The 15,818-nt window shown below is 29.4% G+C and carries 10 protein-coding genes; 9 read left to right on the plus strand and 1 reads right to left on the minus strand.

Features of this window, described 5'->3' with window-relative positions; all coding sequences use genetic code 11:
- Positions 1-80: 80 nt before the first annotated feature.
- The 5 genes from BTM21_RS01625 to BTM21_RS01645 all read left to right on the plus strand — a co-directional run bounded on the left by BTM21_RS01625 (position 81) and on the right by BTM21_RS01645 (position 8,696).
- The gene (locus tag BTM21_RS01625; protein ID WP_021876466.1) at positions 81-920 is read left to right on the plus strand and encodes a Cof-type HAD-IIB family hydrolase; all 840 of its coding nucleotides are present in this window, start codon (positions 81-83) and stop codon (positions 918-920) included.
- A gap of 52 nt (positions 921-972) precedes the next feature.
- Positions 973-1,980, plus strand: coding sequence for a spore photoproduct lyase (splB, locus tag BTM21_RS01630; RefSeq protein ID WP_021876465.1), 1,008 nt, complete (start codon positions 973-975; stop codon positions 1,978-1,980).
- 133 nt (positions 1,981-2,113) lie between these two features.
- A complete protein-coding gene (locus BTM21_RS01635; protein WP_079481595.1) occupies positions 2,114-2,575 on the plus strand; it encodes a tRNA (cytidine(34)-2'-O)-methyltransferase in 462 nt (153 codons plus the stop codon).
- Positions 2,576-2,594: 19 nt separating this feature from the next.
- A complete protein-coding gene (locus tag BTM21_RS01640; RefSeq protein ID WP_021876463.1) occupies positions 2,595-3,431 on the plus strand; it encodes a DegV family protein in 837 nt (278 codons plus the stop codon).
- Positions 3,432-3,692: 261 nt separating this feature from the next.
- On the plus strand, positions 3,693-8,696 hold the full coding sequence (locus BTM21_RS01645; RefSeq protein WP_079481594.1) for a glycoside hydrolase family 2 TIM barrel-domain containing protein: 5,004 nt from the start codon (positions 3,693-3,695) through the stop codon (positions 8,694-8,696).
- A 159-nt stretch (positions 8,697-8,855) separates the two neighbouring features.
- Here the strand turns inward: BTM21_RS01645 and BTM21_RS01650 are convergent, their stop codons facing one another.
- Positions 8,856-10,484: an IS1182 family transposase gene (locus tag BTM21_RS01650; protein ID WP_079481865.1), complete on the minus strand. Its 1,629-nt coding sequence runs from the start codon at positions 10,482-10,484 to the stop codon at positions 8,856-8,858.
- A gap of 259 nt (positions 10,485-10,743) precedes the next feature.
- Here BTM21_RS01650 and rpoN point away from each other — a divergent pair, with 259 nt between their 5' ends.
- The 4 genes from rpoN (at position 10,744) to BTM21_RS01670 (ending at position 15,784) form a co-directional block, all read left to right on the plus strand.
- Positions 10,744-12,120: an RNA polymerase factor sigma-54 gene (rpoN, locus tag BTM21_RS01655; RefSeq protein ID WP_079481593.1), complete on the plus strand. Its 1,377-nt coding sequence runs from the start codon at positions 10,744-10,746 to the stop codon at positions 12,118-12,120.
- Between the two features lie 206 nt (positions 12,121-12,326).
- Positions 12,327-13,349, plus strand: coding sequence for a sugar-binding transcriptional regulator (locus BTM21_RS01660; RefSeq protein WP_021876460.1), 1,023 nt, complete (start codon positions 12,327-12,329; stop codon positions 13,347-13,349).
- A 51-nt stretch (positions 13,350-13,400) separates the two neighbouring features.
- On the plus strand, positions 13,401-14,399 hold the full coding sequence (gene gap, locus BTM21_RS01665; protein WP_021876459.1) for a type I glyceraldehyde-3-phosphate dehydrogenase: 999 nt from the start codon (positions 13,401-13,403) through the stop codon (positions 14,397-14,399).
- A 209-nt stretch (positions 14,400-14,608) separates the two neighbouring features.
- Positions 14,609-15,784 (plus strand): phosphoglycerate kinase, encoded by a 1,176-nt coding sequence (locus BTM21_RS01670; protein ID WP_021876458.1) that lies wholly within the window; start codon positions 14,609-14,611, stop codon positions 15,782-15,784.
- Positions 15,785-15,818: the final 34 nt, after the last annotated feature.

Consider the following 15,818-nt stretch of genomic DNA (forward strand, 5'->3'; position numbering starts at 1 on the left):
GTAAACATACTCTTTCTTCAACATTAGGGTAAGTAAAATCATATAATAAAATATTACTTAAGGTTACAAAGGAGAGTTTTATGAGATATAAAATGATTTGTATAGATATGGATGGAACTTTATTAGGTAAAGGAAGAGAAATATCTGAGGAAAACAAGAGAATTATAAAAGAAGCTTATGATGAAGGGGCTAAAATTGTTGTAACCACAGGGAGAATATATAATAATGCAGCATATTTTTCAAATATTCTAGGTGTGGAATCTCCAGTAATAGCAGCTAATGGAGCAATTATAAGAGAAAAGCATGATGATCATATAATATATCAAAATACAATCCCAAAAGAAGAATGTAAAGAACTTGCAAAATTACTATATAAAAACAAAATGCACTTTCATTTTTATACTATAGACAGTATTTACTGTAGTAGTAATTTTGTTGAATTTGGGACTAAATTATTTATGACTAAACAAATAGGTTATGAAAGTTTAAAAATTAATTATTATATTGCTAAAAATATAGATGAATGGGAGGAAATATTTAATAATAATAGTGATAAGATAACAAAATGTATTGCCTTTTCTTTAAATAAAGATAAGATAAAAAACTTTAAAAAAGAATTAGATAGTATAGATGAAGTAGTTTATTTTGGAGCAGGAGCACACAGTATAGAAATCAATCATAGAGGTGTATCTAAAGGAAATGCAGTAAAAGAATTGGCTAAGTATTATGGATTTAATAAAGATGAAATAATGTGTATTGGAGATAATGAAAATGATTTGTCTATGATACAGTATGCAGGATTAGGAATAGCAATGGGAAATGCAATAGAAGCAGTTAAAAAGGCAGCAGATTATATAACAGATACAAATAAAAGACACGGTGTAGCTAAAGCTATAAAAAAATTTGTTTTAAAAAAATAAATTATAGTATTCAAAGTTTAAGCTATAAGCATAATAACATTGAGGTGATTTTATGTTTATACCAGAAAAAGTAGTTTTTGATGAGAAAGCTTTAAATTACACATTAGGAATTGAACTATTAAATAGATTCAAAAAAGAAAAGATTGAGATACAAATAAATAAAACAGGAAGAGTTACAGGAGATACTAAAGAAAGTGATACAGAAAAATTTTTTAGTGGTAAAAGAACATTAGTTGTTGGAGTAAGAGGAGATAGTAAATTTCAAACTTGTAAACCATCCGCACATTATCAGTTACCTTTAGTTAGTGGGTGCATGGGGATGTGTGAATATTGTTATTTAAATACTCAATTAGGTAAGAGACCGTATACAAAAATATATGTAGACATAGATGAAATTTTAAATAAAGCTTTTAACTATGCAGAGGAAAGATTGCCAGAAATAACTATATTTGAAGGTTCAGCAACATCAGATCCTATCCCAGTAGAAAATTATACACATGCACTTAAAAAAGCTATAGAAGCTTTTGGAAGTAACGATAACACCAGATTTAGATTTGTAAGTAAATTTAATGAAGTACATGAACTTTTAGGGATTAAACATAATGGACATACAACAATAAGGTTTAGTATTAATACAAATGAAATTATAAAGAAATATGAACATGGAACTAATTTAATTGATGAAAGGCTAGAGGCGGCTAAGAAAATAAAGGAAGCAGGATATAAGCTAGGTTTTATAATAGCTCCAGTTTTTATATACAAAGGATGGAAAGAGGAGTACTTAGAACTTATAAATAAAGTTAAAAATATGTTTGATAAAGAATATATAGAATTTGAGGTAATATCCCATAGATTTACTGAAAGAGCTAAGAAAAATATATTGTCAATATATCCAAGTAGCACATTACCTATGAGTGAAGAAGAAAGAAAATTTAAATTTGGTCAATTTGGATATGGTAAATACATATATAAAGATGAAGAACTTAAGGAAATAAAAGGATTTTTCAAAGAAACTCTTAGCAGTAACTTTGGAGAAAAAAGTATAAAATATATAATATAAAAATTAAAAATAATTAGTAAATTATTTGTATTTTCTTTGACTAATATATTAGTATATAGTATCATTTTCAGTAGACAAAATTTTAATAAGTAAGGTGAGGCCATCTTGCTTTTTTAGTTGGAGGGTGAAAAACTTGAATTTAAACATAGTATTATATCAACCTGAAATTCCTCAAAATACAGGTAATATTGCAAGGACATGTGTTTTAACAAACTCAAGACTACATTTAATAAAGCCAATGAGTTTCACTATAGATGATAAACAGGTCAAAAGAGCAGGTCTTGATTATTGGAAAGATTTGGACTTAGAGATACACGAGAGTTACGAAGATTTCATTAAGAAGTATGGAAACGAAAGAATATTTTTAGCTACAACACATGGTGGTGTACATTATGATGAAGCATCATTCAAAGAAGGAGACTTTATAATGTTTGGTAGAGAATCATCAGGTGTTCCAGAGGATGTACATAATGTACATAATGGAATAAGAGTACCTATGATTAAAAGTAGTACTAGAAGTTTAAATATATCTAATACAGCTGCAATTATAGCTTATGAGGCATTAAGACAAATTGGTTTTCCAGGAATGAAATAGATATTAGGGGGAGAGCTATATGCAAAAAATAAAAATTGTTACAGATAGTTGTCTAGATATTCCACAAGAAATAATAATGGAAAATAATATAGAAGTTTTACCAGTATTAATTAATTTTGGTGAAGAAAGTTATATAGATATAGAAGAAATAAATTTAAAAGATATGCAAGAAAGAATAGAAAGAGAAAATATTCTTCCTACAACAGCACAAATAATTCCAAGTAGATTTGAAGAATGCTTCAGTAGAAATCTTGAAGAAGGATATAAAGTTATTGCTATTATAATGTCTTCAAATATGAGTGGAACTTATCAATCAGCATGTTTAGCTAAAAATATGATAGAATCAGATGACATAGTTGTTATTGATACTCAAACAATAACTTCTGGCGAAGGATTACTAGTATTGAAAGCATGTAGATTAAGAGATCAGGGGCTATCAATTGAAGAAATAGAAAAAGAAATTTTAGATACTGTACCTAAAGTTAAAAGTTCTCTTGCTTTTGAATCTTTAGAGAACCTTGTTAAAGGTGGAAGAATTTCAAAAACAGCAGCAGCTATAGGAACTGCTCTAGGTTTAAGAATTATTTTAGAAGTTAAAGATGGTATAATGTCTGTAAAAGATAAAGTTAGAGGTGGAAAGAAAGCTTTAAAGAAAATAATCTCAGATTATGAAGCAGGAAATCCAGATCCAAATGAACCAGTAATATTACTTCAAAATGCAAATCCAGAGCTTTCAAAGGCACTAAAGGAGTATTTAACTGATAATAATATTAAACATATTGATGCAACAGTAGGTTGTGCAGTTGGAATACATTCAGGTCCTAAAGCAGGGGGATTATTCTTTATAAGTAAATAAAAATTAGTATTATATAAAAAACGCTAAGTAGTATATATTATATACAAATTAGCGTTTTTTTGAATTTGTAAATAATTAGAATAAATGTAAAGATATATTTAATAAATAGGAGGGTTTTTAGTATTTTATGTTGAATATAACAATAGTAAACTTAAGACGGAATATAAATTGCCATGGAATTTTGGCGGAAGGAGTGTTAATTAATAAAGCATTATAACAATTATTAAATATATAAGTAAAAAGAAATAGGTGGAGGGGAAAATGAGAAAAGGAAGTAAGAGGAAAATTTCGCTAGCTATGGCCACGACACTTTTTATTTTAGCATCAGAAGGGGCTTTATGGGGAGGAGAAATAAATGTAGGCGCATTTATAAGGGGAAACTCTGAATGGAATAATAACCCACAAGTCTTTCAGGTAAATAGAGAAGAAGCACATTCAACTTTTGTTTCATATAAGAATGCAAATATAGCATTGGAGTATGAACAAAAGCCAGTAGGAGAAAGAGGTATAAGAGTAAATTCAGATTATCATATGTTATTAAATGGACAATGGGATTTTAATATGGTTGATAAACCTGACTTAAGACCTATTGACATCGAAGAAAACGGTTTCGATACAATGGGATGGGATACTATAAAAGTTCCGAGCAATTGGCAAACACAAGGATTTGATTATCCAATATATACAAATGTAACCATGCCATGGACTGGAAGAGAGAATCCACCACAAGGAGGAGCACCAGTTAAATATAATCCTGTAGGAACATATCAAAGAAAATTTGAAGTACCAGAAGGGTGGAAAACAGATAGAAGAGTATATGTATCTTTCCAAGGAGTAGAGTCTGCTTTTTATCTTTGGATAAATGGAGAAAAAGTAGGGTATTCAGAAGATAGTTATACAGCTAAAGATTTTGATATAACTGATTACTTAAAAGATGGAGAAAATACTATTTCAGTACAAGTATTTAGATGGTCAGATGCAAGTTGGGTAGAGGATCAAGACTTTATAAGATTAAGTGGTATTTTTAGAGATGTTGCAATTTACTCTACACCAGAAGTACGTATAAGAGATTTTGGTGTAGTTACAGAGTTAGATGAAAATTATAATAATGCAAGTTTGGATATAGAATTAGATTTATCAAATTATTTGAAAACTAATGATAATTATACTGTAGAAGCTATGCTTTATGATGGTGATTATAATAAAGTATTTAATGAACCATTGCAAGCAAATACAGATTTTTCAGATTCAACTAAATTAAATAAAAATGCTAAAAGAACTATTTTAAATATGAGTAAAGAAATAGAGAATCCAAGGAAATGGTCAGCAGAAGATCCATATTTATATACATTAATTTTAAGTTTGAAAAATGGAAATGGTGAAGAGTTAGAAGCTGTTAGTACAAAGCTTGGATTTAAAAAGATGGAATTAAAGGATAGACAAATCCTTATAAATGGAAAACCTATATATTTTAAAGGTGCAAATCGTCACGAAACAGATCCAACAGATGGTAGAGCTGTATCTATGGAAAGTATGATAGAAGATATAAAAATAATGAAATCATACAATATAAATTCAGTTAGAACATCACATTATCCAAATAATCCTGCATGGCTTGAATTATGTGATGAATATGGATTGTATGTTGTAGATGAAGCTAACATTGAATCACATGCAGCTAGACTTTCAGGAGATCATATACCAGGTAATAAAAAACAATGGTATGAAATGTGTTTAGATAGAATAAAGAGTATGGTAGAAAGAGATAAAAATCATGCATCAGTAGTTATGTGGTCACTAGGAAATGAGGCAGGAGAAGGATCTGGCTTTGTAAAATTAGCAGATTGGATTAGAGAAAATGAACCAACACGACCAATTCACTATGAAGGAGATTATAATCCGGAGACTAGAGCCTCAGATGTATATAGTATGATGTATTCTAGTCCAGGAGCGTTGGAATCCTATAATGGTAGGAGCAAACCAGTTATATTATGTGAGTATGCACATGCTATGGGAAATAGCATAGGAGATTTAAATAGTTATATGCAAGTTTTTGAGAAATACGATAATCTTCAAGGTGGATTTATATGGGATTTTGTAGATCAAGGATTATATAAAAATATAGAAGAAAAATTTAGTGTTCTTGATTCAAGCAAAAATAATCTCAATGCAGAAGTTAAAGAAGGTGGAAAAACTGAGGGGAAATTAGGGAATGCATTGAAAGGATATGCGGTACTCCCTAAAGATGAAAAATTAAATATAACTGGCAAAGGAATAACTGTTGAAGCAACAGTTAAGCCAGAAGAATTGACAAGTGGACATAATATTTTTGTGTCAAAAGGGGATCATCAATTTGCATTAAAAGAAAGTGCTAATTATGAGAATTCAGGAAAAAGAGGTTTAGAATTCTTTATATATGATGCTAGTATTCCAGGTAGCTATACTCAATGGGTAGCTGCAAGTACAACTAACTTACCAAGTGATTGGCAAGGAAATTGGCATGATATAGCAGGAACTTTTGATGGTGAAAATGTAAGATTATATATAGATGGAAAAGAAGTTGCTGTTAAGACTAAAGCAGCTAATATAAGTTCATCAGATTATGCAGTAGCAATAGGAGGAGATACTCAGTTAAATAGAAGAAGCAATTCTGCTATAGATAATGTAAAAATCTATAATAGAGCATTATCAAAAGATGAGCTAAATAATACAGAAAGACAACCAGATGATAGTACAGTACTTTGGATTGATTTTGAAAATTGGAGATCAAGTAAACCAGAAGGAGTAGAGCAATTTATTGCATATGGTGGTGATTGGGGAGATAACCCTAATGATGGTAACTTCTGTGCAAATGGATTACTTAATGCAGATAGAACAATAAAACCACAACTTATAGATGTAAAATATCATTATCAAGATATTGAAATAAAAAATATAGATATTGAGAATAAAAAAATATCCATTGAGAATGAAAGCTTATTTACTAATTTAAACAAGTATAATGGAGTTTGGGAGTTAATTAAGGATGGAGAAATTATTGAAACTGGAGAATTAAATGTTGATATAGAACCTTTAACTACAAAAGAGGTTGTTGTACCATTTACAGTTCCAGAGGTTGTTGATAAAGGATCCGAATATTTTGTTAACATAAGATTTGCAGAAAAGGAAGCTACAAAGTGGGCAGAACCAGGGCATGAAGTAGCGAAACAACAATTTAAAGTTAATTTAACTGATGAAGTTAAAGATGTACTAGATATATCAAGTATGGAAAATTTATCAGTAGAAGAAACAGATTCAAATATAAATATTAATGGAACAAACTTTGAATTTAATTTTAATAAATCAACAGGAAATATAGACTCATTTAAAAATAATGGAAAAGAACTTTTAAGTAGCCCTATAGAACCAGATTTCTGGAGAGCACCTAATGATAATGATAGAGAAAATGGAATGAAAAATAGAACAGGTACTTGGAGAGATGCAGGTGCAAATAGAATAATAGAAAATATAACTGTAGAAAAAGGTGAAAAGCTTGTTACTATAGAGGTGGAATCATCTCTTCCTACTACAATAGAATCACAATATAAAAATACAATTAAGATTTATGGAAGTGGAGATGTTGTTATAACATCAGATTTAAAACCAGGCTCTGAATCATTACCAGAAATACCAGCAATAGGCATGGAATTTAACATGCCATCAGAATTTGAAAACTTAAAATGGTTTGGTAGAGGACCATATGAAAATTATTGGGATAGAAATATGAGCACTGATGTTGGTGTATATGAAAGTACAGTAGAGGAACAATATTTTGAATATATTGAACCACAACAAATGGGGAATAAAACAGATGTAAGATGGTTAACTTTAACTAATAATGATGGTGTTGGCTTAATGGTATCAGGTGATGATTTAGTTGAAACTTCAGCACTTCATTATACAGAACAAGAGTTAGAAACTAAAGCACATCCATATGAACTTATTAGACAAGATGAAGTTAATGTTAATATTAACTATAAACAAATGGGACTTGGTGGAGATGATAGTTGGGGAGCAAGACCTCACAATGAATTCCAATTAAAAGCTAATAGAGATTACACTTATAGAATGAGAATTAGACCTATAGATACAAAGGTTCAAAATCCAATGGAAATAAATAAATTTGCATTACCATTTGAATTAAAAGAAAATCAAGAGATTTCAGTAGATGGAATTAAAGGTCATAAGCCTACGTTACCTAACAATATAGAAGTAGAAACTACAGATGGAATAATAAAAGAAGTTTCAGTTAATTGGAATGAAATAACTGAAGCTGATTATAATTCAGTTGGAAAGTTTAATGTAGAAGGAAAAATTAATGGAACTTCAAATAAGGTAATAGCTATAGTAACAATTAAAGAATTAGAAGAACCTACTACTAATATAAGTTCAAAAATAGGTGAAAAAGTATTTTTACCAAAGGAAATAGAAGTAAAATATACAGATGGAACTAAGGTTTTGGTTCCAGTAAATTGGGCTGAAATTAGTGATGATATATTTAACACAGAAGGAATTCATAATATAAAAGGCAAATTTACTTTATTAGGAATTGAATTTGATATAACTGCTAAGTTAAATATAGCAGAAGGAGATTATGCTAGTGATTTAGAATGGGAGAGTGCAACTGTTGGTTGGTCAACCATAAAAAAAGACAAATCAATAGATGGAAATCCATTGAGATTATTACTTGGAGATAATGTAGAGATATTTAAAAAAGGATTAGGAACTCATACGGATTCTACTATAATTTATGACGTTTCAGGAAGTGACTATAAGTATTTCCAAGCGTATATTGGAAATGACCAAGAGATGGCAGGATCTAATAGTGATGGTATTAACTTCTTAGTTTATACAGATGGAGAACTTGTTTATGAAAGTGGTAAAATGATGTCTAATACCCCAGCTAAGTTTATAAATATTGATATTGAAGGAAAAAATAAAATTAAATTAGTTGCAGATAAGATAGGCAATAATGGAAGTGATCATTCAGATTGGGCTGATGCTTTATTTGTAAAAAAATCTAGTAATATAGTAGATGGAAAAGTTGGGGATTTTAACAAAAATGGAATTTTTGATATAGGAGATGTATCTTTAGTATCTAAAAATTATGGTAAAAAATCAGATGATAGAGACTGGAAAGATGTAAGTAAATTTGATGTAAATAAAGATGGAGTTATAGATGACGCAGATGTTGATTTTGTAGCAAATAAGATATTAAATAATTAATAAAAAGGGGCTGTCGCATAGCGGGTAAAAAAATCCGCTAGCGATAGCTCCTTTTCTATATTTTTATAAAATTTATTACACATTTTATAATATAAATAAACTCTATTTAAAAATAGACGCACTTTAATAAAGCTAATAAAAAAGACTTAAAAAATTTAACTATAAAGCTTCTTTTAGCTCAAATAAATGCTTACCAGTTCGGTTAGATTGTATTTTGTTATGTAATTTATTAACATTATGAGCCATAGCAATTAGGATGCTTTCTGCTAAAACATTCTTTTGACCACGACACATAAATCTTCTGAAATTCATATCATGTTTTACTTGTGCAAAAGAGCCTTCTGCTTGAATACTTCTATTTATTCTAAGTAAGATGCCTTCATCAGTAATAATTCTTTCTAAATCTTCTTTTCTTTGACGATTAAACTTTTTTGAAGTTTCAAATTTCTTAGTTCTTTCCCCAAATGGAATTTTAGAATTATTTCCTTTAATACATTTACTCTTAAAGCTACAATTACTACAGTCCTCACATGAATAAATTGTTTTTTCACTTTCATATCCTGTTTTAGATTTCTTGAACTTTATACCATTGACTTTTAGAGTCTTACCATTCTGGCAAATAAATAAATCATTCTCAGCGTCATAATCCATATTTTCTATTCTGCCAATATCATTCTTATACTTTCTTGTCTTTGATATTTCATAATTAGAAGGTTTAATAAATGCTATTTGATTATTATCCTCAATAAATGAGTAATTCTCTTCACTTTCATAGCCAGCATCAGCAACTATTTTTGAATATTTAAAATTTAGATGCCATTCCATACTTTTTAAAAAGGGTATTAATGTAGTAGTATCTGTTGGCTGTGGTCCCACAGTAAGCCACGAAATATATTCTGCATCAACACCGTGTTGTACATTATAAGCAGGTTTAAGTTGACCATTTTTCATAGCATCTTCTTTCATTCTCATAAAAGTAGCGTCATTATCTGTTTTTGAATAACTATTTCTTTCTCCGCAGGTGTATACTTTTTGGTTATATTCTTTGAATTTTGAAAGATACTCTTCAAGCTTCTCTATAGATTTTTGAAGTGGTGATTTTCTTTTACCACATCCGTGGACGAATTCAATAGTTTCAATTTTCTTTAATTCATAAAGCCTTTTCTTTAGCTTTTTTACGTGCCTCATTTGAACTTTATTTTTATAAATCAATTTAATACCATAAAGTTCTTCGCATTCTTTTACAAGGTCGGCTATTTTTGTTAATAATTTAGCCATGTTTTTTGTCACAGCTTTTTTCCAAACGAATGTATATTTATTTGCATAAGCTTCTATTTTAGTACCATCAATAAATATTGATCTGCCTGATATTTCTCCAATCTCATAAAGAAAATTAGACATTTCAGCCAATATCTTTTCAGCACATGGAGCAAAATGTAAACTTCTAAATCTTGCAAATGTTGAGTGATCCGGAGCAGATGCCCCTTCGAGTAAAAACATAAAATTTATATCTCTAAGACATGCTGTTTCTATATCTCGTGAAGAATAGAAACCATTCATATATCCATAAAGCACAATCTTTAACATGTTCGTTGGCGATACTTGATTTTCTCTTATTTTAGAATAAGTAGAATATAGGTCAGTTAAATCCATCTCCTCTACAAACTGACTTAGTAATCTCACCGAATCATTTTCTGAAATTATGCAATCTATATCAAAAGGAAGTTTTAATTGATAAAACTTTCGATTTACAGTATAATTTTGTTGTAAAATATTTTTTAGTTGCATAAAAAACATTTTACCATAAATCCTAAACTATTGAGTTTGGGATTTATTTTTTTTTGCATCAAAAAGGAGCTGTGCACTATTATTTAGTGCGACAGCCCCTTTTTGCAAAAAATTAAAAAATATTAAATTATATATTGATAAAAGTTAAAAAATAATAACTTGATATAATAATTAATTACAGTTTATACTAGTAGTAAGAATTCCTAATATATACTTATGCAAATATATTAGGTTATTTTTTTGGAATGAGGGTGTTTTAATGAAGCTAGATTTTAAATTAAATCTCTCCCAAGAGCAAAAACTTATAATGACTCAACAAATGCAACTATCTATTAAGTTGCTTCAAATGCCTGCATATGAGTTAAGAGAGTACATAGATAAAGAATTTGCTGAAAATCCTATGTTAGAAGGAAATTTTGATATGGTTCAAGAAGAAAGTGCATATCAAGATAAAATTGATTATAAAGAACTAATTAAGTATTTAGAATTTGATAATTATGGATGTAAAAATTATATTGATTATGATAATGATCAAATATCTCCATTTAATTTTATTGCAGAAAAACATACATTAAAAGAATATTTATATGATCAAATTAATGAAAGCAATGAAAATGATTTAATAAAAAATATAGTTAAATATATGATTGAAACATTAGATAGTAAAGGATATTTAACTATGTCATTATCTGAAATGGAAAATGATTTAAATATTAAAGAAGAAATACTTAAAGAAGCATTAGAAGTTCTTCAAGATTTTGAACCTAATGGAATAGGTGCAAGAGATTTAAAAGAATGTCTAAAAATACAACTTATGAGATTAGGAAAGTTAGATGAAGAAATAGAAATTATAATAGATGAGTATTTAGATTTAGTAGCAGATAATAAATTTGCAATAATAGCTAAAAAAATAAAAATAGCACCTAAAAGAGCTCAAGATTATGGGGATATTATAAAATCTTTAGAACCTAAACCAGCAAGAGGTTTTTATACTGGAGATGAAGTGAAATTTATAATTCCAGATGCGTCTATTAGAAAAATAGATGGAGAATACTTCGTTATTATGAATGACAATGTTATTCCGAAACTGTCTATAAGTAATGTTTATAAAAAAACATTATCAGAAAAAGGAGATAAAAAGACTGAAGACTATATAAAAGAAAAATTCAATAGTGCAATGTTTTTAATAAAAAGTATAGAACAACGGAAAACTACTTTAGTTAGAGTATTAGAATCTATAGTTAAAAAACAAAGAGAGTATTTTGATAATGGTGAAAAATATTTAAAGCCAATGACATTAAAAAATATTGCTGATGAATTAGGTATTCATGAATCCACAGTAAGTAGAGCTATAAAAGAAAAGTATGTTTTAACAAATCATGGAACAATTAAAGTGAAAGATATGTTTACAACTGCTCTTACAACAAAAGATGATAATGAGGATGCAAGTGTTATAAATATAAAAAAGGCTATAGAATCATTAATAGACAAAGAAAACAAATCAAAGCCTTTATCAGACCAAATTATTTGTGATGAATTAAATAAAAATGGGTTGAATATATCTAGAAGAACTGTGGCAAAATACAGAGAGGAATTAGGAATCAAATCATCGAGTAAAAGAAAAAGAATAGAATAAATAGTGAAAGTTAAAAGGGGAATATCTAAGCAAAAATTAACAGTTTTACAAAATTTATGTTAATATTTATGAAAGTTTTAGAAAAATTTTATAAACCCCTTTTAAAATATAAAGAAGTGTTTTATAATAAGAAATGTGGGACACATAAAAAATATGTGGGACATTTTAAGGCCAAAGGAGTGTTAGAAGTGCAGGAAATATTGTCTATGCAAAAAAAAATAGTTCCTGAACTTGTAGAAGTCCTAGAGAAAAGATACAATGTATTAAGAACTATATATTATAATCAACCAATAGGAAGAAGAGTTTTAGCTAATCAACTAGATTTAGGTGAGCGTATAGTAAGAACTGAAATAAGTTTTTTAAAAGCTCAAAACCTAATAGAAATTAATACCCCAGGTATGACTGTCACTGAAGAGGGACAAGAAGTAGTTGATAAATTAAAAGATTTTATACATGAAATAAAAGGATTGTCAGATATTGAACAAAATATAAAATCTTTCCTAGGTTTAAGAGAAGTAATAATTGTTCCAGGTGATGTAGAAACAAACCCTATGATATTTAAAGAGCTTGGTAAAGCTACTGCCAATTATTTAAAATCAATTATAAAAGATAATAATATAATTGCAATAACAGGTGGAAATACCATAAAGGAGTTTGTAGAAGCTTTTCCTAAGATAAATAATGTAAACAATACTCTTGTTGTTCCAGCTAGAGGTGGAATGGGAAGAAAGGTTGAGATACAAGCAAGTACTTTAGCAGCATCATTAGCTAAAAAGCTAAATGGAGCTTATAAATTACTTCATATTCCAGAAAATTTAAGTTTAGAACTTTTAGATACTTTACTTAAAGAAAAGGAAATAAAAGAAGTAATTGATTGTATTCATAAAGCAGATATATTGATTTATGGTATTGGTAATGCTCTGATTATGGCAGAGAAAAGAGGAGTTTCATCTAAAGAGTTTAATAATCTTAAAGAGCTTAAAGCTGTGGGAGAGGCCTTCGGATGCTATTTCAACAAAGATTGTGAAGTAGTTTCAGAAAATACCACCATTGGTATCAATATTAATGATGCGAGAAAAATTAACACGCATATTGCTGTAGCTGCCGGAGAAAATAAAGTAGAGTCGATTTTGGCTACTATGATGAATAATAGTAATGCTGTATTAGTAACAGATGAAGCGGCAGGAAGAAAGATACTTGATTTTATTAAGGAAAAACACAATAAATAAGTTTAAAATTTTAAATTTTAATATATAACTATTTTTAGGAGGTAATTGCAAATGGTAAATGTAGCAATTAATGGTTTTGGAAGAATAGGAAGATTAGCTTTAAGATTAATGATTGAAAACCCAGAATTCAACGTGGTAGCAATCAATGACTTAACAGATGCTAAGACTTTAGCACACTTATTCAAATATGATTCAGCTCAAGGAAGATTTAACGGAGAAATCGAAGTTAAAGAAGGAGCTTTCGTAGTTAACGGAAAAGAAATAAAAGTAACTGCTGAAAGAAATCCAGCTGACCTACCTTGGAAAGAATTAAACGTAGATGTAGTATTAGAATGTACTGGATTCTTTACATCACAAGAAAAGGCTGGCTTACACTTAGAAGCTGGTGCTAAGAAAGTTGTTATCTCAGCTCCTGCAAGCGGAGATATCAAGACTGTTGTTTTCAACGTAAACCAAGAAATTTTAGATGGATCAGAAACAGTTATTTCAGGTGCTTCATGTACTACAAACTGTTTAGCTCCAATGGCTAAAGTATTAAACGATAAGTTTGGAATTGAAAAAGGATTCATGACTACAATCCACGCTTACACTAATGACCAAAATACTTTAGATGGTCCTCACGCTAAGGGTGACTTAAGAAGAGCTAGAGCTGCTGCTGCAAGCATCGTTCCAAACTCAACTGGAGCTGCTAAAGCAATCGGATTAGTTATTCCAGAATTACAAGGAAAATTAGATGGAGGAGCTCAAAGAGTTCCAGTTATCACTGGTTCATTAACTGAATTAGTATGTAACTTAGGAAAGAAAGTTACTGCTGAAGAAATTAACGAAGCAATGAAAGCTGCTGCAAACGAATCATTTGGATATACTGAAGAACCATTAGTATCATCAGATATAATCGGAATTAGCTTCGGTTCATTATTCGATGCTACTCAAACTAAGGTTATGGAAGTTAACGGAGAACAATTAGTTAAAGTTGCTTCATGGTACGACAATGAAATGTCATACACTAACCAATTAATCAGAACTTTAAAATATTTCGTTACTAGATAATTAAATATAAAAGTTTAAGAATTTAATTTAAAAATCAAATTTTATATTTGAATTTTTAATGAGGACATAGTGATTGGTCTGGTTTTATAGTTAAAGCTATGAGGCCAGGCCAATTTTAACATAAAAACAAATTAAATAAAGTAATTTACTTGTTCTATTTATATAGAATAAGATTTCATTATATAAAAATTTATTAAGAGGTGAATAAAATGAACTTCAATAAGAAAACTATCGAAGATATCGATGTTAAAGGAAAAAGAGTATTAGTAAGATGTGACTTCAACGTACCACTAAAAGATGGCGTTATAACTGATGAAAACAGATTAAATGGTGCATTACCAACAATACAATACTTAATAAAGAATGGAGCTAGAGTTATACTTTGCTCACATTTAGGAAAAGATGCTTCAAAATCATTAGCACCAGTTGCTAAGAGATTAAGCGAAATGTTAAACCAAGAAGTAGTTTTTGCAAGAGATGAAGAAGTAGTTGGAGAAAACGCTAAGAAAGCTGTTGCTGAAATGAAAGACGGAGATGTTGTATTATTAGAAAATACAAGATGCAGAAAAGAAGAAACTAAGAATATAGATGAGTTCTCAAAAGAATTAGCTTCATTAGCAGAAATATTCGTTAACGATGCATTCGGAACAGCTCACAGAGCTCACTGCTCAACAGTTGGAGTAACTAATTACTTAGATACAGCTGTTTGTGGATACTTAATTCAAAAAGAATTAAAGTTCTTAGGAGATGCTGTAAACAATCCAGAAAGACCTTTCGTTGCTATTTTAGGTGGAGCTAAGGTTTCAGATAAAATCAATGTTATAAACAACTTATTAGAAAAAGTTGATACATTAATAATTGGTGGTGGAATGGCTTATACATTCTTAAAAGCTCAAGGATATGAAATCGGAACTTCATTAGTTGAAGCTGATAGAGTTGACTATGCTAAAGAAATGATAGAAAAAGCTGCTGCTAAGGGAGTTAAGTTCTTATTACCAGTAGATCACAGAGTTGCTGCTGAATTTAAAGATGTAGCTGCTGTAGTTACAGAAGATCAAAATATTCCAGCTGGACACATGGGATTAGATATCGGACCTAAGACAGAAACTTTATATGCTGATGCTATAAAAGATGCTAAGACAGTTATCTGGAATGGACCAATGGGAGTATTCGAATTCGAAAACTTCAACAAAGGAACAATTGCAGTTGCTAAGGCTATGGCTGATGCAGATGCTACAACAGTTATCGGTGGAGGAGACTCAGCTGCTGCTGTTAACATCTTAGGATTTGGAGATAAGATGACTCACATTTCAACAGGTGGTGGAGCATCATTAGAATTCTTAGAAGGTAAAGTATTACCAGGAATTGAAGCTTTAAATAACTAGAATTAAAAATATAAAAGTGGCGTAAGCCACTTTT

The sequence above is a fragment of the Clostridium chauvoei genome, assembly GCF_002327185.1.
Lineage (GTDB): Bacteria > Bacillota > Clostridia > Clostridiales > Clostridiaceae > Clostridium > Clostridium chauvoei.